The sequence below is a fragment of the Halomarina pelagica genome (assembly GCF_024228315.1).
GTDB lineage: Archaea > Halobacteriota > Halobacteria > Halobacteriales > Haloarculaceae > Halomarina > Halomarina pelagica.
Genome location: NZ_CP100454.1, coordinates 1,123,365 through 1,144,625 on the forward strand (window position 1 = coordinate 1,123,365; position 21,261 = coordinate 1,144,625).

General features: G+C 62.0%; 15 protein-coding genes. 10 read left to right on the forward strand and 5 right to left on the reverse strand.

What is annotated here, in order from left to right; translation table 11 throughout:
- Positions 1-124: 124 nt before the first annotated feature.
- Positions 125-499 (forward strand): winged helix-turn-helix transcriptional regulator, encoded by a 375-nt coding sequence (locus tag NKI68_RS05955; RefSeq protein WP_254545792.1) that lies wholly within the window; start codon positions 125-127, stop codon positions 497-499.
- A 4-nt stretch (positions 500-503) separates the two neighbouring features.
- Here the strand turns inward: NKI68_RS05955 and NKI68_RS05960 are convergent, their stop codons facing one another.
- Together NKI68_RS05960 and NKI68_RS05965 are read right to left on the reverse strand one after the other, a co-directional pair.
- On the reverse strand, positions 504-2,231 hold the full coding sequence (locus tag NKI68_RS05960; protein WP_254545793.1) for an acetate--CoA ligase: 1,728 nt from the start codon (positions 2,229-2,231) through the stop codon (positions 504-506).
- Between the two features lie 7 nt (positions 2,232-2,238).
- Positions 2,239-3,204, reverse strand: coding sequence for a cyclase family protein (locus NKI68_RS05965; protein WP_254545794.1), 966 nt, complete (start codon positions 3,202-3,204; stop codon positions 2,239-2,241).
- Between the two features lie 129 nt (positions 3,205-3,333).
- On the opposite strand from NKI68_RS05965, the gene aglF reads away from it, so the two are divergent.
- The 9 genes from aglF to solA all read left to right on the forward strand — a co-directional run bounded on the left by aglF (position 3,334) and on the right by solA (position 15,047).
- Positions 3,334-4,095 (forward strand): UTP--glucose-1-phosphate uridylyltransferase AglF, encoded by a 762-nt coding sequence (gene aglF / locus NKI68_RS05970; protein WP_254545795.1) that lies wholly within the window; start codon positions 3,334-3,336, stop codon positions 4,093-4,095.
- 303 nt (positions 4,096-4,398) lie between these two features.
- Entirely contained in the window at positions 4,399-5,838 is a 1,440-nt protein-coding gene (locus NKI68_RS05975; RefSeq protein ID WP_254545796.1) for a sulfatase-like hydrolase/transferase, read from the forward strand.
- Between the two features lie 369 nt (positions 5,839-6,207).
- Positions 6,208-7,641 carry a sugar transferase gene (locus tag NKI68_RS05980; protein WP_254545797.1) on the forward strand — a complete coding sequence of 478 codons (1,434 nt, stop codon included), beginning with the start codon at positions 6,208-6,210 and terminating at the stop codon, positions 7,639-7,641.
- Between the two features lie 102 nt (positions 7,642-7,743).
- Positions 7,744-9,201: an oligosaccharide flippase family protein gene (locus NKI68_RS05985; protein ID WP_254545798.1), complete on the forward strand. Its 1,458-nt coding sequence runs from the start codon at positions 7,744-7,746 to the stop codon at positions 9,199-9,201.
- 70 nt (positions 9,202-9,271) lie between these two features.
- Positions 9,272-10,201 (forward strand): alkaline phosphatase family protein, encoded by a 930-nt coding sequence (locus NKI68_RS05990; RefSeq protein ID WP_254545799.1) that lies wholly within the window; start codon positions 9,272-9,274, stop codon positions 10,199-10,201.
- 14 nt (positions 10,202-10,215) lie between these two features.
- Complete coding sequence (locus NKI68_RS05995; RefSeq protein WP_254545800.1) at positions 10,216-11,472, forward strand: O-antigen ligase family protein; 1,257 nt, start codon at positions 10,216-10,218, stop codon at positions 11,470-11,472.
- Between the two features lie 42 nt (positions 11,473-11,514).
- Positions 11,515-12,414, forward strand: a complete 900-nt coding sequence (locus NKI68_RS06000; RefSeq protein WP_254545801.1) for a glycosyltransferase family 2 protein — start codon at positions 11,515-11,517, stop codon at positions 12,412-12,414.
- Between the two features lie 34 nt (positions 12,415-12,448).
- Positions 12,449-13,627, forward strand: a complete 1,179-nt coding sequence (locus NKI68_RS06005) for a glycosyltransferase (RefSeq protein ID WP_254545802.1) — start codon at positions 12,449-12,451, stop codon at positions 13,625-13,627.
- Between the two features lie 280 nt (positions 13,628-13,907).
- The gene (solA, locus tag NKI68_RS06010; protein ID WP_254545803.1) at positions 13,908-15,047 is read left to right on the forward strand and encodes an N-methyl-L-tryptophan oxidase; all 1,140 of its coding nucleotides are present in this window, start codon (positions 13,908-13,910) and stop codon (positions 15,045-15,047) included.
- A 210-nt stretch (positions 15,048-15,257) separates the two neighbouring features.
- Here the strand turns inward: solA and NKI68_RS06015 are convergent, their stop codons facing one another.
- The 3 genes from NKI68_RS06015 to NKI68_RS06025 form a co-directional block, all read right to left on the reverse strand.
- On the reverse strand, positions 15,258-16,931 hold the full coding sequence (locus tag NKI68_RS06015) for a BCCT family transporter (protein WP_254545804.1): 1,674 nt from the start codon (positions 16,929-16,931) through the stop codon (positions 15,258-15,260).
- 298 nt (positions 16,932-17,229) lie between these two features.
- Entirely contained in the window at positions 17,230-18,471 is a 1,242-nt protein-coding gene (gene ilvA, locus NKI68_RS06020; RefSeq protein WP_254545805.1) for a threonine ammonia-lyase, read from the reverse strand.
- Between the two features lie 16 nt (positions 18,472-18,487).
- Complete coding sequence (locus NKI68_RS06025) at positions 18,488-20,986, reverse strand: GcvT family protein (protein WP_254545806.1); 2,499 nt, start codon at positions 20,984-20,986, stop codon at positions 18,488-18,490.
- Positions 20,987-21,261: the final 275 nt, after the last annotated feature.

The following is a 21,261-nucleotide window of genomic DNA, read 5'->3' on the forward strand; positions in this document are numbered from 1 at the left end:
CAACGCGGAGGGGTCGTGCGGACCGCGCGGCAGAGCGATCCGGCGTCCGGTTCGACGTGTCGACCCACCTGTCGGCTCACCTGAGGTAAGTACATCCGATCTCGACCCCTCCTAGCGGGCGATCATGACGGACGCTCCGGGGCGACTCCAGGTCTGGTGCGACGGCGAGGAGTGGTGTCCGATCACGTCGACGGCCGCGCTCATCGGGAAGAAGTGGCACCCGGTGATCGTCCACCGACTGCTCACGCACGGCCCGAGCGGGTTCAACGAACTCAGGGCGGCGGTCGACGGCATCTCGAGCAAGGTCCTCTCCGACAGCCTCGACGACCTGGAGCGGAAGCACTTGGTGGACCGCGAGGTCGTCAGCGATCGACCGTTCCGCGTCCGGTACTCGCTGACCGACCACGGCGAGTCGCTCCGACCGGTCATCGCGTCGATGCACGACTGGGGGACGGAGCACCTCGAACCCGCAGAGGACCGGGAGTCGTCGATCGCGTAGCGCGTCAGGCCGACCCCTCTGCGCCCTCCCGGTCCCGCAGGTCTGCCCGCCTGACCTTCCCCGTCGTCGTCGTCGGCAGTTCGTCGATGAATTCGACCTCGCGGGGGTACTCGTACTGGGCGAGGCGGTCGCGGACGAAGGTCTGTAACTCCTCTCGGAGCCCGTCCCCCGCCTCGTAGCCCGGAGCGAGGACGACGAACGCCTTCGGCACCTCCCCGCGCTCCTGGTGGGGGACGCCGATGACGGCGGCGTCGGCGACGGCGTCGTGGCCCGACAGCGACTCCTCGATCTCCTCCGGTCCGATCCGGTAGCCCGCGCTGATGATGACGTCGTCGGTGCGGCCCCTGAACGTGAAGTAGCCGTCGGCGTCCACCGTCCCGAGGTCCTCGGTGAGGAGCCAGCCGTCTCTGACCTTCGCCGCGGTCTTCTCCGGCCGGTTGAGGTACTCCTTGAAGCAGACGGGGTCGCCCTCGTAGCGGACCGCGATCTCGCCCAGCGCGTCCGGTTCGTCGATCGGTTCGGCGGTCTCCGGGTCGACGATCCGCACGTCGTGACCGGGGCCGCGCAGGCCCATCTTCCCCTCGCGGAACTCGGCGAGGGCGGTGCAATCGCCGACGATGAGATTGGCTTCGGTCTGGCCGTACCCCTCGTGGACGGCCACGCCGCCGGAGCCGCGATCCGACGCCGCGTCCGACCCTCCGCCGCCGAACGTCTCCGCGGCCCAGTCGACGATGCTCTGGCCGAGCGACTCGCCGCCCGAGGGGATGACGCGGACGGTGTCCACGTCGTAGCGCTCGCCCGGGTCCTCGACCTGCATCATCATCCGCAGGGCGGTCGGCGGCGCGAAGTAGTTCGTCACGCCGTACTTCTCGATCAGCGAGAAGGCCGTCTCGGGGTCGAACGGCCCGCCGGCGTACGCGAGGACGGGCTTCCCGTAGTAGAGGCCGGGGAAGAGCACGTCGAACAGCGAGGCGACCCACGCCCACTCGGCGGGCGTCCAGTAGACGTCGTCCTCCTCGATGGCGAGGTTGCAGAAGGTCGTGAGAAAGAGCGGGAGGTGGCCCAGCAGCATCCGGTGGGCGTGGACGACGCCCTTCGGCGCGCCCGTCGTGCCGGACGTGTAGATGACGATGGCGTCGTCCTCGGCGTCCGTGTCGGCCGTCTCGAACGCGCGGTCGTGGCCCTCCAGCGCGTCCCACAGTCGTTCTTCGTCCCCCTCGGGTTCGCAGTCCACGGTCAGCACCGTCGAGAGCGCGTCGAGGTCGTCGCGGACCGCCCGGAGCGTGTCGACGTTGGCGGCGTCCACGACGCACGCGACCGCCTCGCTGTCCTCCAGGCGGTAGGAGAGCGCGTCCGGACCGAACAGCGTGCTGAGCGGGACGGAGACCGCCCCCAGCTTCCAGGCGGCGACGTGCGCGAAGACGGTCTCGGGCTTCTGCGGGCAGTTGACGCCCACGCGGTCGCCCGCCGTCACGCCCCGCGCGGCGAGGTAGTTCGCCAGCCGATTCGAGATATCGCGCAGCTCGCGGAAGGTGTACCGCCGCTCGCGCCCCTCGTCGTCCTCGGCGTAGAGGGCGACCCGGTCGGGGTCGTCCGCCCAGCGGTCACAGACGTAGGCGGCCATGTTGAACCGCTCCGGGACCTCCCACTCGAACGCCGAGAGGAGGTGGTCGTAGTCGTCCCAGTCGCGTTCGTGAAACCAGTACGTATCGAGTCGTGGTGCGTCGGTCATGGTCGTGTCACTTGATGGCGATGGGGTTCACGGGCGAGCCGGTGCCGCCGACGATCTTGAGCGGCGCGCCGACGTAGAGGAAGTCGTACTTCCCGTCGTCGTCGCAGTCGGCCGCGAGTTCGTCGAGGCGGTTGATCTCGTTGAACGCGACCCCCTGATCGCGGAGGAGCGCGCCGTGCAGCGGGAGGATCGTCTCCGTCTCGTCGGAGACGGTCTGTTCGTTGGCGACGGTGTCGGTTCCGAACGCGGGGATCTCCATCCCGTGGAACCACTCGACGAGGTCCCGCGAGTAGGTGATGCCCGGTTCGGCGAACTCGTCGCCGTAGAAGGCGTCCGCCCCCTCTTCATAGAACAGCTCGATCCACCCCGTTCGGATGATCGGCACGTCGCGCTTCTCGATCTCGACGCCCTGCTCGTCGGCGCAGTCGAGCAGTTCGTCGAGGGTGATGCGCTCGCCGCGGTCGAGGCGGTCGCGCCCGCGGTGGCGCGCCACGTCGAGCAGGACGCCGCGCCCGACGACGCCGTGTTCGGCCATCGGCTCGATCGAGCAGTACTCCATCCCGCCCTTGGTGGTGCCGGCGTCGAAGCCGTTGTAGAGCCGATCGTCGTACCAGACGTGTCCGAGCGCGTCGAACTGCGTCGTCCCCTGGAGGAACATGTAGACGACGTCGTCGGCGTACTCGAGGCCCGCCGCGCCCGGCACGTCGACCTTTCCGGCCTCGAAGTGTCCCTTGTCGAGTTCCATGTAGTGGTCCGCGCCGGAGCGCCCCGGCCAGACCGGATCGCCGCCGGGCCGACCGATGGGAAGCCCCAGCGTGAACGTCTTCCCGTGTTCGACCGCCCGGACGCCCCGCAGCACCTCCTCCTCGGTGAGGTAGTTCAGTGCGCCGACCTCGTCGTCGTCGCCCCATCGCCCCCAGTTCGAGGGGGCGTCGGCTAGCAGTTCCGCGATGTCCCGCTCGTCAGTGCTCATCGATAACTCGCCTCGTTTCCGATGTGCCCCTCTCGATGATAAGTGTAGTTTACGTCGTCGTGACACTCACGGCGACTGAATCCGCGCGGGTGACGAACCTATTTGTCCGGGGGCGGTGACGGACTGGACATGCAAGCAGTCGTGCTCGCGGCCGGTGAGGGGACCCGCCTGCGTCCGCTCACCGAGGACAGGCCGAAGGCGATGGTCGAGGTCGACGGGAAGCCGATCCTCACCCACTGCCTCGAGCAACTGGTCACGCTCGGGGCCGACGACCTCTTCATCGTCGTCGGCTACCTGAAGGAGGTGATCATCAAGCACTACGGGGACAGCTTCGAGGGGATCCCCATCACCTACTGCCACCAGCGGGAGGCGAAGGGGTTGGCTCACGCGCTGCTGACCGTCGAGGAACACATCGACGACGACTTCATGCTCATCCTGGGGGACAACGTCTTCGAGGCGAACCTCGCGGACGTGGTGCGCCGCCAGGCGGAGGACCGCGCGGACGCCGCCTTCCTCGTCGAGGAGGTGCCCTACGAGGAGGCCTCGCGGTACGGCGTCTGTAACACGAACGACTACGGCGAGATCGTCGCCGTCATGGAGAAACCCGAGGACCCGCCGACGAACCTCGTGATGACGGGCTTCTACACGTTCACGCCCGCCATCTTCCACGCGTGTCACCTCGTCCAGCCGTCGAACCGCGGCGAGTACGAACTCAGCGACGCGGTCAACCTCCTCATCCAGAGCGGGCGCACCATCGACGCCATCCGCATGAAGGGCTGGCGGATCGACGTGGGCTACCCCGAGGACCGCGACGAGGCCGAGCGACGGTTGCGCGAGCCGACGGAGGGGGCGACCGCCGAGGCCGACGGGGCGGGTTCCTCGGAGGAATAAGGGGCGGTCGGTCCGCGGACCGTCGCGCCGGCGTCGAGGCGTGAGCCGTCGTCTTCGATCCGCCGGGGCGGTCCGTCGATACCCCCACTAGCCGGTACACGTATCAGGGAGGACCCGCCAGGGGGACGTTCGTCCCCCCCGACCGGTCAGGAGGAGCGCTCGTCCCCGTCGTCGTCGGCTGCGCCGCGCGATATTGCGTCACCGCAACCGAATACCGCGGGTCGGTGATAGTCGTGCGTTCGGGCACATGGCCGGAGGATTCATCCCGAAACCGGTCCTCCCCACACTATCAGAGAGGGCAGAATGAACTCGTATCCAAATATTCTACTACTCGTTCTGGACAGCGTTCGGGCGAAGAACACGAGCGTCCACGGGCATCGTAACGACACGACGCCGTTCCTGCTCGACTTCGCCGGCGAGGCGACGGTCTACTCGCAGGCGCGAGCGCCGAGCATCCACAGCGTCGCCAGCCACGCGAGCGTCTTCACCGGTTCGCACGTCGAGGAACACGGCGTCACCGAGCACGAGTCCGGGCTGGACCCGGACGCGACGCTCTGGCACGAGTTGCGGACGGCGTTCGGCTACCGGACGGGGATCTTCTCGCCGAACCTGGTGGTGATGGAGACGTCGAACCTGAGCGAGCCGTTCGAGACGCGCGTCGGGCTGAAACGCTCGCTCGACCGCCGGCTGTACGAGACGGGCGTGAGCCCGAGCGACTTCGACGAGCACGTCTCCGCGGGGTCGTACCTGCGCGCGAGCCTGGCCGACGACCACCCGATCCAGTCTGTCCTCAACGGGGTCTACTACCGGTACGGCTCGCACGCCGACCGGGCGCACGACCCCGAGACCGAATCGGCGGAGGTCTACCTCGAGGAGTTCCTCGAGTGGGCCGAGGCGGAGTCCGGCCCGTGGGCGGCGTGCGTCAACCTCATGGACGCGCACTACCCCTACGTCCCCCGGGAGGAACACGACCGCTGGGGCGGGCCGAACCTCCGCCGCGTCCAGGAGGACATCACCGGGACGCAGTCGCGGCAGTTCCTCACCGGCCGTCCCTGGGGCGAACTCGCGGCGCTCGAGTGGCTCTACGACGGCTGCATCCACCAGATCGACGCCGCGCTTCGCGGGTTCGTCCGCGACCTCAAGGAGGCGGGGCTGTACGAGGACACGCTGCTCGTGATCACGAGCGATCACGGCGAGGGCTTCGGCGAACGGAGCCTCGTCACGCCGCGGGTCCGCCACGTCGATCACAGCTGGGGGATCGGCGAGGAACTGACGCACGTGCCGCTCGTCGTGAAGGCACCGAGCCAGCACCGGGGCCGTCGCGTCGACTCGCCGGTGAGCCTCACCGACTTCAGGGGGGTCGTCGAGGGGTACCTCGACGGCTACGCCGGCGGCAACCCGTTCGCCGACCTGGGGCGCGAGGAGGTCCTCGCCTCGACGTTCCGCGTCCCCGCGCCCGGCGACGTGCTCCCCGACGGCGTCGAGCGGACCGACTACGTCGGTCCCTGGCGGGCGGTGTACCAGCCCCAGGACGGCGTCGTCTACAAGTACGTCACGCACGGGACCGACGAGGCGACCGTGCACGTGCGCGACGCGCAGACCGCCTCCCTCGCCGAACGGGACCAGCCGGGCATCGTCGAGGAGGTCTTCGACAGGATGGAAGCGAGCGACGTCGCCACCGGGGCCCGGGACCTGAGCCGCGACGTCGAGGCGCAACTCGAAGACCTCGGCTACATGCGCTGACGCCCGCCACCCGCCGCCCGCTCGCCGGTGCGGTCTCTCGCCCCATCACCTCTCGCCGTTCCCGCTTCTTCCCGTCCCCGTCTCTCCCCGCCCCTCCCCTTCTCCTTCTCTCTCCTCCCTTTCCGCTTCTCCTTCTCTCTCCTACCCTCCCGCTTCTCCGTTTTCGCTCCCTCCTTTCACTTCCCGTTTCTCGCCCCGTCCTTCGCTTCTCCTGCGTCTTCCCCTTCGCGTCCGCGCGTCCGGTGAGCAAGCCCGCCGCGCGAACCGTCCGCCGCGCGAGCGGTGTTCTCCAAGGGCCCGGGATAGTTCTTATATAAATAATGTCTTCAAGCACAAAGTTTATTCGAACAGTGTAATACATTTCTTCTGATGGTAGGGGCGTGGCGGTACAGGCTGGGCAGCGTCGGGGTCGTCGCCGGGGTCACGGCGCTCGCCGTCGTCGTCGCGAACGCCCCCGCGGCCCAGGGGCTGGCGACGTCGCTCCCGCTCCTGTCGCGACTCCCCGCGACGACGATGCGCGAGGCGGCGCTCGCGCCGGCGATCCTCACGACGGTCGCCGTGGTCTCGCTCGCGTTCCTCCCCCTCTTTCGCCCGAAGCGCCGCCGGATCCTCGACGCCGTCACCCTGACCCACCGGCGACTGCTGGTGGCGGCCGCGGGTCTTGCGGCCGTGGGCTACTTCGACTACACCTATCGACTGCCCCGGACGACGCTCCTGCTGGTGACGGGGACGCTGTCCGTCGCGCTGCCCGCCTGGTTCGTCTCGGCGCGACCGCGGCCGAGCGGCGACGGCGACCGCGCCGTCGTCGTCGGGGACGACCCCGAGGGCGTGGCGGCGATCCTCGCGGCGACCGAACTCGAGGTCGTGGGCTACGTCTCCCCCCCGGCGCAGTTCCACGACGGCTCCCCCGTTCGGCCGTCGTTCGCGACCGACGGCGGGGTGGCGACCCCCCTCGACGCGGGGCGACGCGCGCTGGCCGACCTCCCCTGCCTCGGGGCGCTGTCTGACCTCGAGTCGGTGTTCGCCGACTACGACGTGGACACCGCGCTGCTCGCGTTCGCGCGGCCCGACCGGGAGCAGTTCTTCGGCACGCTCGACGCCTGCGACCGATTCGGCGTGAACGCGAAGGTCCACCGCGAGCACGCAGAGAGCGTGCTGGTAGCCGGTCGCGGCGGCGAGCTGGTCGACGTGGACCTGGAACCGTGGGACTGGCAGGACCGGATGCTGAAGCGGCTTTTCGATGTGGTGTTCACGACCGTCGGGCTGGTGGTGCTGTTGCCCGTGATCGCGGTGATCGTCGTTGCCGTGAAGCTCGACAGCGAGGGACCGGTGCTCTACTCCCAGGAGCGGACGGCGGAGTTCGGAGGGACGTTCACCGTCTACAAGTTCCGGAGCATGGTGCGGGACGCAGAGAGGGAGACGGGAGCCGTGTTGAGTGCGGAGGACGACGGCGGGGTCGACCCGCGGGTCACCCGCGTCGGGGCGTTCCTCCGGCGGACGCACCTGGACGAGATCCCGCAACTGTGGTCGATTTTAGTGGGGGACATGAGCGTGGTCGGGCCGCGGCCCGAACGGCCGGAGTTGGATACTGATCTTCAGGAGGATGTCGGTAACTGGAGGCGTCGGTGGTTTGTAAAGCCTGGACTCACCGGATTAGCACAGATTGAAAGCATGTCCTCATCGGAACCAGATCGGAAATTACAACTTGATATTAGATACATTCGTGCCCGATCATTTAATTCTGATATTAAAATAATACTCCGTCAAATCTGGACCGTTGGAAAAATCATCGTATCCGAATGACTCACACGAACCTATGGACACTTTCTCGGTCTGTCTGGGTAATGACCTTAGCATCTGGTTTGTTCGAGTTCTACCTAAAATATCAAAATGTGGTCTTGAACCATGAATAAAAGCCTTACCGAACAGTTTTCGGTTGCTTTTCTTGGTGGTATCTTCGGCCGTGCTCTCCGATACAGCTTCAGCCTTATTATTGCTCAAGGTTTAGGTCTTGATGCACTCGGTCTTTTCGCGTTTGGATTGGTCTTGCTTAAAGTTGGTAGCGTCATCGCCCGTGTTGGATTTGATACTGCAGCGCAAAAATTCGTTCCAATATATCAGAATCATGGAGATAACCCCAGAGTGACGGGGATTATCTTGGTTTCAATTTTCACTCCGCTTCTGGTCGGTGTCATCCTCAATTTACTTTTCTACGTCACTTACGAACAAGTGCAGGCAGTCATCGGATCAAACTTTACTGCCACCATACCATTGTTTATCGCTGGAATTCCATTATTTTCGGTAATGATGGTCTGTATGGCTGCCACACGTGGCTTCAAAGACACGAAATATGCGGTTATCATTCGAGATATCGGCCAAACTGGTAGCGGTTTCGTGTTTATTGTAATCGGTGCATCTGTGGTTTCAGACTTCACGATCACCATTATCGGCTATCTCGCCTCACTTTTCGTTGGCATTGGGCTCGGGATCTTCTCTTTATACCGGCTTGGTGGTTTTAACCGAGTAAGGCAGCCAATATTTGAGATTCGCGAAAACTTCCGGTTCTCACTTCCTGTTGCAATCGTCGCTGTTACTCAATATTTAATCTCTTGGACGGATGTCCTCGTTCTGGGATTATACTCTTCGCCAACTCAACTCGGCTGGTATCAAGCAGCATTTCAGACCACGGTTTTGCTCGCAGTTGTTCTGGAATCGGTAAATGCGATTTTTCCATCTGTTGTTGCAGAATATTCTCATACTGGTCAAATTAAGCGACTGAAACGTGTCTATGTTGCTGCTACGAAGTGGATCACCTATCTCACGGTTCTCGGTTGTTTGTTCTTGATTATTTATAGGACAGAGGTCCTCTCTATTTTCGGTGAACCGATTCAAGTCGCACAATCAGCACTCGTTATATTGAGTGTTAGCCAATCAATGGCCGCAGTCGTTGGTCCAGCGGGTTACCTACTCTCAATGACCGGTCACGAACGCGTTGAACTACTGAATACTGTTTCAGCTTGTCTTATAAATATCGCCTTGAATCTAGCTTTGGTCCCAGCCTCTGGAATTGTCGGGGCTGCTATCGCAACTGGGATTTCTTTGACACTATTGAACATACTTAGAGCCGTTGAGGTATGGTACTTTTTCAGAATTATCCCGTACTCGGTTAACTATTGGAAGGGGTTTATGGCGATCTCAGGTTCAACTGCATTGATGACCGTTATTAATGTGCTTGAACTTCCTCTTTCTACGCTTGAACTTCTTCCGCTGGTTAGTATTGGATCACTACTACTATTTTTCATACTTTACCGGTTCCTTGGAATGGACACAAGCGATGCCATTCTTTTCAAATCAATTTTATGAATACCGTGGCGGTGATAGAACACCGAAAAGTACTATAACGGTTACATAGTGGATAAGATGTGGTTTCAGTATGGGTACACTAAGTTGGACTATGCGCACGCTTGAACGTCTGAGGTCCCGGAATATAACCGCTCTTGAACAATCTGGTTACGAATTATACCAAGGCCTCTGTTCCCGTACGGGCGCGCTTTATCAATCCCATCACCCGAATGGAATGAATATCTATGAGGAAGACTGGAGTGTTCTTATTATCCTTGATGCCTGTCGGATTGATCTGATCGCTGAACTTGCAAGTCAGTACGACTTCCTCTCGAACCCAGGGACGTTTACTTCACTTGGAAGTTCATCTGAGGAGTGGATGTCGAAGAATTTTACGAGAGACTATGATGGTGAGATGGCCAACACGGTGTATATTTCGGGAAATCCGTTTACCGACCGTGTTCTAGATGATGACTCATTTTTAGTTTTAGATGAAGTTTGGCGATATAACTGGGATGAATCTCTCGGTACAATTCGACCTCGGCCAATTACAGACCGTGCCATCACCTTGGCTCGTGAAACAAATCCTGATCGAATGATCGTTCACTATATGCAACCCCATTTCCCTTCTATCGCACAGCCGGACTTCGGATCAAGGATGGACCCCAATGATTTTGACGGTATTTGGAAGTCTGCTTGGACCGATCTTCAAACAGGGGTAATCTCCGAAGAAGCATTGTGGGACGCATACCTCCAAAATCTCCACTGTGTCTTAGATGACGTTGCCCTCTTGCTCGCGAATCTCGATGCAGATTCTGTTGTAATTTCAGCGGACCATGGTAATGCGATAGGAGAATGGGGATTATACGGGCATCCTGCACATGTTCCACTTCCCTGTCTTGTAACGGTTCCATGGTACACAACTTCGAGTACCGATACAGGTGAGTATAAACCGACGACAACAGCCAGTTCAACTACTGGTGAAGTGTCTGACCAACTCCGCCGTCTCGGATATTTATAGGTATCCTCCCAATAATGTCTCCCAAGATCGCCAAGTATCTCTACCTCCTGTCAATTGGATTCTTGTTTTATCGAGGTCCTAAATTTGGTCTTGTAAAATACGCTGACATTGCTATTATCCTAGCTGCCGGAGCATACCTTATCTCTTATCGCCGGAAGATTCGTCTTCCAGCTACTATTCCATACCTCTTGACGACATTTTTTCTCTCCATGCTTATTTCTCTCCTCCATTCCCCTCTCCCATTATCGTCAAACAGTATATTTGATATATTCCGATATGTTCTTGTTTTCGTACTGTTTGGTATGACTTTTCACTACGTTTCTACTGCTAAAATCCGGTTCACGGTTCTTCGTAACACATTTTTATTAGCCGGCCTCCCAAGTATTTCACTTTCTATTGGAGCTTTTGCTCTTTTTCAAGTTGGGTATACCCCGGTCTGGGTAATATCGTTCCTTCATAGGCCGACCGAAGCTAGAACAATGCCCCTGTTCTATGATCCGAACCATTATGGGAGCGTCGTGACTATCGGCTATCTCTTTGCTTGTCATTACGCAATAGCACATCTTAGAAAGGAACCGCATTCTGTCTTATCCGTTTCTATAATTATTCTGCCAGCACTTTTTGCATTTGCTGCGTTCACCACTGGCTCACGGACGGCAATAGGAGTTGTATTTACTACTACCATACTTCTTACGGCTATATTCATCATTCAAGCAGTTCAAATTTCAGTACTTCGTCATGTACTTCCTTCTGCTGTTGTGTTCGGTGTTCTCCTTCTTATCGGATACCAGCTGTGGTTACCCGACGCAATTCAGTTCGTACTTTTATTACTTCGACTAGACTTCCGAAACGGTGGCGTTCTTACTTCTCTTAATATCCGGTATTCTTTGTGGAAAGGGGCCTTTCGAACGTGGATCGACCACCCGCTATTCGGCGTAGGACCTAATAACTATATCCACTATATCCCCTATCTTCCTGATGAGTGGCGTCCAGAGCGTGCAAATTACCCGCACAACATGTACTTAGGATTGCTTGCAGAATTGGGGGTTACTGGGTTTATTTTAGCAGGAACTATTATTGGGATTACTGCGAAACGAGTCTCTAAGGTCGCATTTCACTGGCCAACCTCACGGAACGTGATTACGTTTACACTCTTACTTGCGATGCTTGAATGGGGCTTCTTCCTCGACATCTTTACCTCACGACGTCTTTGGTTCATATTTGGGCTTGCGCATGCTATCGGATCGCAAGAAATAGACTCTGGTAACTAACGGAACATATATGTGTCGGTGTTTGTTATCTTCAACAGAACGATGGCTCCTCTCGTCTCGTATATTATCGCTACTTACAACCGAAAAAACGATCTTGTGGAGTGCATCAAGTCAGTACTGGAACAGGAATATCGCCCTCGCGAAATAATCATTATCAGCAATAGTACTGACGGAACTGAGGGGCTTTTCGAATTTGACGGAGAATTAAACAAAGATTGTATTAAATTCCACCAATTTAATGGTCGAATGGGGGTGGCAAAGGCTCGCAATGTAGGCTATGTGATTGCAGCTGGAGATATCTTCGTTACTTTAGACGACGATGCAATCTTGACAGACTCACAAGCTACCAACCAAATAGTAGATCTATTCGAATCATACGACAGGATAGGAGCACTTGCTTTTAGGAGTATAAATTACTACACAGGTAAAGTAGATACTGCGGAGTTCCCTTATCGAAATAATGATCGGCCTTTTGATGAGCCGTTTGAAGCCACATATTTTGTTGGTGTAGGGAATGCATTAAAGCGCTCCGCAGTTGATGAGGTTGGTCTTTACCCAGATACATTCGAATACGGATTCGAAGAACTTGACATCTCATTACGGTTGCTTGATGCCGGGTATCGAATACGATACGTTCCGTCGGTCACGGTTAAGCACAAACAGTCTCCACATGGACGCTTTCCTGGACGGAAAGTCGCTCAGAAACGCCTTGAGAACCGTATCCGTGTTGGAGTTCGACATCTCCCATGGAAGTACGTTGTGGTTTCATCTGTCCTTTGGACGGCATATGCATTCTATCTCTCTAAATTTGATCCCCGGCCTGTGATACGTGCCCTTTACGAGATTTATGCGTCATGGAATATATTGATGTCAGATAGGAATGTCATAAGGGAGGATACTATTCAAAAGCTCGTAGCAAACTCTGGCCGTCTCTACTACTGATGATTAACCAATTCGTTACTTATTTATCATACTTATGATATCGGAGCTGTTTACCGTTGTCCTCATCATCAGTCTAAGTCTCTGTGTGTATGCCTATATTGGCTATCCAGTAGTGCTCTTGGGTCTTATTTTCTTTAGCACAGCCCTGCCCGATATTGACGAGAATACGGACTTCTTACCGTCGGTAACAATGGTAGTAGCTGCTCATAACGAGGCTACCATAATTAAACAAAAATTAAGAAATATTGAACAAATCGATTACGAAGGTGAGTTTAATTGTCTTGTAGTTTCGGACTCAACGGACAATACTGATACTCTCGTGGAACGTTTTAAAGGGCCCAGAACCTCTCTTCTTTCACTTGGGGAGCGAAAGGGTAAGAGTTACGCACTGAACGTTGCTGCTTCAACGGCTAACGGTGATGTACTCGTCTTCTCTGATGCAAACACGATGTTTGATTCTGATGCTCTCTCTACCCTTATCAAACCGCTTTCAGATCAATCCATTGGCTGTGTCACCGGATCGCTTCGGTTGATTGACGCCCAAAGCCAGACAATAGAGAGTATCTATTGGCGATACGAACTCTGGCTTCGCCAACTTGAAACTGATCTTGGAACGACTGTTAGTATTAACGGAGGTATGTTGGCGATCCGGCGTAAAGACTTTGACCCCCTTCCTGAATGTGCGGTCACTGACGATATGGTAACTGCATTACGGGAAGCGTCTACTGATCGGCGGATTGTTTTTGTGCCGGGGGCAACGGCAACCGAGTATACTGCCGGTGGACTTTGGGAGGAATACTCTCGACGGAAAAGAATTGGAGTTGGAAACTACCAGACTCTTGTCTGGTTCGCCAACCTACTTAATCCAGCTCATAGCTTGACAGCTTTCGAATTCGTTTCGCATAAAGTACTTCGGTGGTGTATGCCTTTTCTCCTTGGATCTCTCACGTTGTCTAACGTGATCTTGGTCATTCTTTCGTCTTCCCCTGTATTTGATGCGCTTATGGTATTACAATCTGTATTTTATCTACTCGCTGCTATTGGTATGATTAGTTCCAATCTCCGGAGTAAACCAATATTCTCGATGCCATCCTACTTTGTAGTTATGAACATTGCGTTTACTGTCGGGATTTGGAAATTTCTGATGGGTGTAACCCACGATGTCTGGGAAGCAACACCGCGAGTAAACGACCAAGTAAAGGATCGCGACTAAAATATTTGGTATTCGAGGAACGTACGAGGTACCTTCTGACTTTATTATCTACTTGGTAAGTTTCTAATGGCTTCTAACTCGTGAAAACCGCGATATGTACATGTTTCCGGGGATATTACTCACGTCCATTCTCTCTTCTCTCTCCACCCGACCAGACCGATGATTTGTTTTGTTCCCTATAGCTCGCCGACGTAGCACCGCCATGAACAGGTACGCCCCCTCTACCACTTCTACTCCCCCGAAACCGTCATGTACCCTCCGCCAATCGCTCACAACGATCATGGTTTCGGAACGCGAGTACGACGTAATCGTCCTCGGTGTGGGTGGGATGGGGAGCGCCGCGGTCTACCACCTCGCGCGCCGCGGCGTCGACGTCCTCGGCATCGAGCGGTTCGACGTCCCGCACGCGATGGGGTCGTCCCACGGCATCACGCGCATCATCAGGCGGGCGTACTACGAGCACCCGTCGTACATCCCGCTGATCGAGCGGGCGTACGACCTGTGGGACGACCTGGCGGAGGAGACCGGCCGGCCGGTCATCCACCGGACGGGGTCGGTCGACGCGGCCCCGCCGGGGAACGTCGTCTTCGAGGGGTCGCTGCGCTCCTGTGCGGAGTACGACATCCCCCACGAGGTGCTGACGGGCGCGGAGCTGGCCGAGCGGTTCCCCGGCTACCGGCTGCCGGAGGACTACCGGGCGCTCTACCAGCCCGACGGGGGGTTCGTCGTCCCGGAGCAGGCCATCGTCGGGCACGTGGAGGCCGCGGGGGCCGCGGGGGGTGAGGTGCGCGCCCGCGAGCGGGTCACCGGGTGGGAGGAGACGGCCGACGGGGGCGTCCGCGTCGAGACCGACCGGGGGACCTACCGCGCCGACCGGCTGGTCCTCGCCGCGGGCGCGTGGAACTCCGCGTTCGCCGACGAGCTGTCGGGGCTCGCGGTCCCCGAGCGGCAGGTGCTCGCGTGGTTCCAGCCGGAGACGCCCGCGACGTTCCGCCCGGAGAACTTCCCCGTCTGGAACGTGAGCGTCCCGGAGGGGCGGTTCTACGGCCTACCGATCTACGACGTGCCGGGGTTCAAGCTCGGGAAGTACCACCACCGCGACGAGGAGGTCGACCCGGACGACTGGAACCGCGACCCCGAACCGGAGGACGAGCGCCTCCTGCGGGAGTTCACGGCGAAGTACTTCCCGGACGCCGCCGGGCCGACCATGCGCCTCGCCACCTGCATGTTCACCAACTCCCCGGACGAGCACTTCATCCTCGACACGCTCACCGACCACCCGCAGGTGGCCGTCGGCGCGGGCTTCTCCGGCCACGGCTTCAAGTTCGCGAGCGCGATCGGCGAGATCCTGGCCGACCTCGCGCTCGACGGGACGACCGACCACCCCATCGACATGTTCGCCCTCGATCGATTCGAGTGATCAGCGCCTCGACGCTTCGACGTTTCGACGACTCGATACCTCGACGCCTCGACGACTCGACACCTCGACGCCTCGACGCCTCGACGCCTCGACGACTCGCGCGAGGGGTTCACACCGTGTGATCGGCTGGCGTGGCGTGTCGGACCCGCCCGCGGCGGTCGTCCCTCACTGGTTCGACCGCCGGAGCGACGACGATCGAACGCCCGCGGGTCAATCGTCCTCCGACGCGTCTCCCCCGGGTACCTCGCCCGACGACCGCCCGCCGATGAGCATGTCGTCGCCGCGGACGGCGGCACCCTCCTGGACGAGGACCCGGCCGTGGGTGCTGGAGAACTCCCGGATCATGCCGTAGACGGCGACGAGGCCGACGGCCGCGACCGGGCCCCCGGTGATGATGGCGGCCTGCTGGAGCGCCTCGGTGCCGCCGATGACGACGAGGATGGAGGCGACGAGGCCCTGCAGGACCCCCCAGACGAGACGGTTGAGTTCGGAGGGGCTCTCCTTTCCGCCGGTGGTCAGCATCGCGATCCCGAGCGTCGAGGAGTCGGCCGAGGTCACGAAGAACGTGATCACGAGCAGGAAGAACAGCGCCGACAGGAGTTCGCCGGCGGGCAGCGCCTCGAAGAGCGGGTAACCCGACGCCGCGATGCCGTAGTTCGGGTCGTTGATGACGCCCAGGATGTCGGCCGCGCCGCTCGCCTGCAACCGCATCGACGTGCCGCCGACGATCATGAACCACGGCACCGTCGCCAGCGTCGTCGCGACGACGCCGACGAAGGTGATCTCCCGGATGGTCCGCCCCCTGGAGATCTTCGCGAGGAAGATGCCGGAGAACGGTGCCCAGGCGAACCACCACGCCCAGTAGAAGACGGTCCACGCGCCGACGAAGCCGGCGTCGCCCGATCCCGTGCCCGTGAACAGGCTCATCGCGACGAACTCCTGGAGGTAGGTGCCGACCGCCTGCGTCCCCAGGTTCAGGACGAAGAACGGCGTGCCGACGACGAACACGACGACGGCGAGCAGCACGAACACGATCACGTTGAGTTGCGAGAGCCGCTTGATGCCCCTGTCGACCCCCGAGACGACCGAGAGCGTGAAGATCACCGTCACGCCCGTGATCGTGAGGATCGTCCCCAGGTCGCCGAACGAGTAGCCGAGTTCGTACTCGACGCCGGCGAGCAACTGCTGGCCGATGAAACCGAGCGAGGTGGCGATGCCGCCCATCGTCCCGAACACCGCGACGACGTCGACGGCCTTCGCCGTCAGGCTGTCCTCTAAGTTGTCGACGCCGACGAACGGGGCCAGCAGGGTGGAGAACCGGAACGGCGCGCCCCTGTTGTACGCGAAGTAGCCGATCGGAACGCCGACGATGAGGTAGGCGCTCCACGCCGAGATCCCCCAGTGGAAGAACGTGTACTGGAGCGAGCCGAGCATCTTCGCCCGCGCCGAGGCGTCCGGCCCGGTCAGCGGCGTGCCGTTCCCGAAGTGGTAGATCGCCTCCGCCGGCCCCCAGAACACGATGCCCGCGGCGATCCCCGCCGAGAAGAACATCGCGAAGTACGTCAGGAAGCTGTGCGCCGGTTCGACGTCCTCGCCGCCGAGCTTGATCCGCCCCCACGGCCCGACGATGAGGAACGCGGTGAAGGCGACGAAGATCAGCATCGACCAGAGGTAGAACCACGACAGGTTGCTCCACAGCCACCCGTTGAGGTCGCCGATCAGCTTCCCCAGCAGGTTCACCTGCCGGCCGTCGACCGTGACCGTCGGACTCACCGCGTAGGCCACGATGAACGCGACGGCGACGGTCACCCCCGCGCCGAACACCAGCGGGTCGATCTCCTCTCTGAACTCCTCGATTCTGCCCCGAGTTCGTGATTGGCTCATGTGTGGACCTCCGCACGCCGCAGCGTGCCGTCGCTCCCTCTCCGGTCGGATCGACGCCGACGGGCGAGCGCTCGCGTCCCGCACCCCTCCGGCGTCCCCCTCCCACTGCCGTTCGCTACCAAGCGACAGAGCGTTCGTGTGACGATGCCCACACGGGGCGATAAGAATTGGTGACAGTCTGTGGCGGTGTTTTTATACCGTCGACCCCGCGGGCACGGCCGTTCGGTGCGGTCCGACCGTTCGGCGCGACGTGACGGTCGACGGGGTACGCGGATCGCCCCGGACGGGGGCGTCCGTCTCAGGCGTTGATGTGGACGACCTCGTAGCCGTGATCCCGGATCGACCGGATGATCGACCGGGCGTGGCCCGCGCCGCTCGTCTCGATCCGGAAGACGAGGTAGGCCTCGCCGACGTCGAGTTCGGGCGCGTCGCGCTCGTGGCGGATGGTCTGTATGTTCGCGTTGTGTTCCGCGATGACGCTCGACACCTCGGCCATCTTGCCGGGGCGGTCGTCGATGCGGACGCGGAGCCGGAGCAGTTGCTCGCGGTCGGTGAGCGCGTGGACGAGCACCGTCTGGAGCATCGTCATGTCGAGGTTGCCCCCGCAGAGCAGCGGCATGACGGTCTCGCCCTCGACGTCGAGGGCGAGACCGTCGCCCAGGAGCGCGGCGACCGACGCCGCGCCCGCCCCCTCGACGACCTGCTTCGCCCGCTCCAGGAGCAGGAGCACGGCGCGCGCGATCTCGCCGTCGGTGACGGTGACGACCTCGTCTACGTGCTCCTCGATGAGCGAGAGCGTGAGTTCGGAGACCCCGCCGGTCGCGATGCCGTCGGCGATCGTGTTCACCGAGTCGAGCGTGACCGGCCCGCCCTTCTCCAGGCTGTCGGCGACCGTCGCCGCGCCCTCGGCCTGGACGCCCACGATCCGCGTCTCGGGAGCGAGTTCCGCGAACGCCGTCGCGATCCCGGAGATGAGTCCACCGCCCCCGATCGGGACGATCACCGTGTCGACCCCCGGGAGGTCCTCGTACATCTCGATCCCGAGGGTCCCCTGCCCCGCGACGATGGCGGGGTCGTCGTAGGCGTGGACGAAGGTCGCCTCCGAGTCGGCCACGAGGTCCCGGGCGTGGGCCATCGCCTCCTGGAAGTCACGCCCGACGAGTTCGACCGCCGCGCCGTAGCCCCGCGTGGCGTCGACCTTCGCCTGCGGGGCCGCCCGGGGCATGACGACGGTCGATTCGACGCCGAGGCGGGTCGCCGCGAGCGCGACCCCCTGGGCGTGGTTGCCCGCGCTGGCCGCCACGAACCGCTCGATCCCGTCCTCGACGCACCGGCTGATCTTGTTGTACGCGCCGCGGGTCTTGAACGACCCCGTCCACTGGAGGTGCTCCATCTTGAGGTGGACCTCGCCGCCCGTCAGCCGATCGAGCGACGTGCTCCGCTCGACGGGGGTGCGCTTCACCACCGTCTCGTCGTCGAGTCGCTCCCGCGCCGCCTCGACGTCGGCGAACGTGACCGTCTCCCCTGAACTCCGGCTCATGACTCCGCCTTCGGACTCATCGAAGTAGCCTCTCTCGATCCGGGTCGAACAGCGGTTCGTCCCGCACGGTCGCGCCGTAGCGCTCGCCCTCGTACCGGATCTCGACCGAGCGACCGGGTTCGGCGTACGCCGCCGGCAGGTAGCCGTAGACGATCCCCGCGTCGATCGTGTAGCCGTAGTCGGCACGCGCGGCGTATCCGAGCACCTCCTCGCCGTCCGTGATCGGCCGCCCCGCGTCGACCACCGCGCCCGGCTCGTCGAGCGTCATCGGTGCGAGCTTCCGGTCGACGCCACGATCGCGCGCCGCGAGCAGGGCGTCCTTCCCGACGAAGTCGGTGTCGAGGTCGACCGCGAATCCCAGCCCGGCCTCGTAGGGGTCGTACGCCGGCGTGAGGTCGGACCCCCAGAGCCGGAAGCCCTTCTCCATGCTCATCGAGTTCAGCGCGGCGTCGCCCATCGCGAGGACGCCGTGGTCCTCGCCGGCCGCCCAGACGGTCTCCCAGAGCTTCGCGCCGTACTCCATCGGGGCGTACAGCTCCCAGCCGAGTTCGCCCACGTAGGAGACGCGCAGCATGGTGACCGGCACGCTCCCGACGTACGTCTCCCGCACCGAGAAGAACGGGAACGCGTCGTTCGAGAGGTCCGCCTCGGTGACCGGTTCGAGGGTCGCCCGGGCGTTCGGCCCCCAGACGCCGAGCCCGCAGTGGCCCGAGGTGCGGTCGACGACCGTCACCGAGCCGTCGTCGGGGGCGCGCTCGCGGATCCAGCGGCCCTGCTCGGTGCCCGACGCCCCGCCGCCGGTCAGCAGGAGGAACCGGTCCTCGGCCAGCCGGGAGACCGTCAGGTCGGCGAGGACGCCCCCGGCCTCGTTCAGCATGGTCGCGTACCGGACGCGCCCCGGCGACACGTCGACGTCGTTGGAGAGCAGCCCCTGGAGGTAGTCACGCGCCCCGTCGCCGGTCACCTCGATCACGGTGAACGGCGTGAGGTCGTACAGCCCGACGCGGTCGCGGACGGCCCGGTGCTCGACCCCGTGGGCCGGCGACCAGCCCCGACCCAGCCAGCCGGACCGATCGGGCACGTCGTACTCGTCGCGGAGCGCCTCGTTCGCCCCGTACCACTGCGCCGACTCCCAGCCGCCGCCGTCGTAGAACTCCGCGTCCAGCTCCCGCTGGTGGGGGTGGTAGGGGCTCCGCCGGAGGCCGCGCTGGCCCCGCGGCTGCTCTCGCGGGTGGACGAGCTGGTAGACCTCGCGGTACTGCTGGCCTCCGCGGTCGCGGACGTACGACCGCGCGCCGGCGTGGGGCTGGAACCGATCGACGTGCGCCCCGGTCACGTCCACGCGCTCGCCGTCGAGTCGCGGGACGCCCCGCTCCATCCACTCGGCGATCACGTTCCCCGCGCCGCCGGACTGGGTGACCCAGATCGCGAGCGCCCACCAGAGGCCGTCCACTCCTTCGGTCTCCCCCAGGATCGGCATCCCGTCGGGCGTGAACGAGAACATCCCGTTGATCCGCGAGGTGAACTCGCAGTCTCCGAGCGCGGGGACGAGTTCGCGCGCCGCGTCGTAGGCGGACCGGTCGTGATCGGGGTGGGTGTTCTCGTAGAAGTGCTCCGCGGTGAACTCGCGGATCGAGGGCATCTCGGGGGCCTCCTCGGGGGCGAGGATGTCCTCCGGGTCGACCAGCAGCGGCGCGTGGTTGTACGAGCCGACGCCGTAGCGCTCCCCGTGCTGGCGGAAGTACAGCGAGTAGTCCTGGTGGCGCAGGATCGGCTGTTCGATCTCGCGGGTCGCCCCGGCCAGCGCGTCGAGTTCGTCCGAGACGAGGTACTGGTGGGCGCAGGGGACGAGCGGGACGTCCACGCCGACCATCTCGCCGAACAGCGGCCCCCAGATGTTCGTGGCGACGAGCACCTCGTCGGCGGCGACGCGCCCCCGGTCGGTGACGACCGCGCGCACCGCGCCGTCCTCGATCTCGACGTCCGTGACCGTCGTGTGGCCGTAGAACTCAGCACCCCGCTCGCGGGCGCGCTCGGCCATCGTCTGGGAGACGTCGACCGCGTGGGCCTTCCCGTCCGTCGGGACGTAGTACCCCCCGTGGATCACCGACTCGTCGATCTGGGGGACGCGCTCGGCGACCGCCTCCGGCGGGAGCAGTTCGCCGCCCTCGATCCCGTAGGCCATCCCCCGCTCGCGCTTTCGCTTCAGGTACGCCCAGCGCTCCGGGGTGTGGGCCACCTCGATGCCGCCGCACGCGCGAAAGCCGTCGAGGTCGGCGTACAGCTTCCGGGTGTACGCGGCCATCCTCGTCATCAGCTCGTTCCCGGCCGTCTGGAACACCAGCCCGGGGGCGTGGGAGGTCGAGCCGCCGGTCTCGAACAGCGGTCCCTGATCGACGACGACCACGTCCTCGCGGCCGAGGGCGGTCAGGTGGTAGGCGGCGCTACACCCGACGCACCCCGCGCCGACGACGACCGTTCCCGCCCTCGACGGCAGCGTGTCCTCTGCTGTCATGTATCGTGATCCGGTCAACCCCGGCATAAGCCTCCGTGTGAGATAGCTAACCCATTGAAGCCCCGCCGTCGAACGGGTCGCGAGCCTCACGTTCCCCCGTCGGTTCGCGGGGATCGGTGGGCGACCCCTCTACGACCCGGTTTGCGGTGTCCAGCCGAGCGATCGCCGGCCGAGCGACCACCAGGGGGCTTTCTGGGTCGTGTTTGCGGTCCCCGTTCTCCTATCCGCACACGACCCCGGTGTTCGTCCCGCACTTATACGTCTGGGATACTGGC